At 61.9% G+C, this 818-nt stretch carries 1 pseudogene; it reads left to right on the top strand.

Features of this window, described 5'->3' with window-relative positions:
* Positions 1-818: pseudogene (locus tag HMPREF2879_RS09515) on the top strand (S-layer homology domain-containing protein); the annotation flags it as partial.

Here is an 818-nt window from a genome sequence, read left to right as displayed (position 1 = left end):
CCAAGCCCGTTGGCGTGGTCTTCTACTTCGACGGTGACTACTGGCAGCGTGACGAGTCCAAGGTCTACACCCCCGACGAGGGCATGCTCGCGGCGATGGGCAAGATCGCTAATGCCCGCAACATGGTCTTCGTGCCTATTATCTCCCCGGACACCAACGCATCCGGCAACGGCATCACCTGGTGGGAAGACATGAACACCAACGGTGAGTTCTTCCGCTCCTTCGCTTCCTCCTTCATCGCGGCTAACGGCGTGGACTCCTCCAACGTGTGGACCATGGGCTACTCCGGTGGCGCTGAGTTCATCACCTACGAGCTGAACACTAAGCCCCAGACCTGGCGCAATGGCGGCGGCTCCATTATGGTCGCTGGCGGCGGCCTGGACGAGGGCACCCCCTCGGATGCGCTGAAGTCCCAGCCCATGTTCTGGTACGCAAACTCGAACGATGGCTCCGGCGAGACCTACCCGCAGACCTGGAGCGCACGAGGCGCCGTTGAGGGCGGCTACAACGCCTACCGCAACGCCGGCTACACCAACGCTTCCGCGACCGTTCTGAACGGCTCGGGCCACTTCGACTACAACTTCTCGCAGATTCTGAGCAACTCGCTCTCCAAGGGCAAGGCAACCGCCGCTCCCAAGGTCGAGCAGAAGACCGAACAGAAGGCTGAGCAGAAGCAGCAGAACACTCAGCGTGCCCGCACCATGAGCTCCGCAACCTACCAGAGCTACACCTCCCCGGCGGGCACCACCTCCCAGTACCACGTGTACGCGAACAACCTGGACTACTCCAAGCCCGTTGGCGTGGTCTTCTACTTCGAC

The sequence above is a fragment of the Rothia sp. HMSC069C04 genome (assembly GCF_001812895.1).
Taxonomy (GTDB): Bacteria; Actinomycetota; Actinomycetes; order Actinomycetales; family Micrococcaceae; genus Rothia.
The sequence above is the reverse complement of the archived record's forward strand: the minus strand, read 5'-3'. Positions and strand labels throughout refer to the sequence as shown.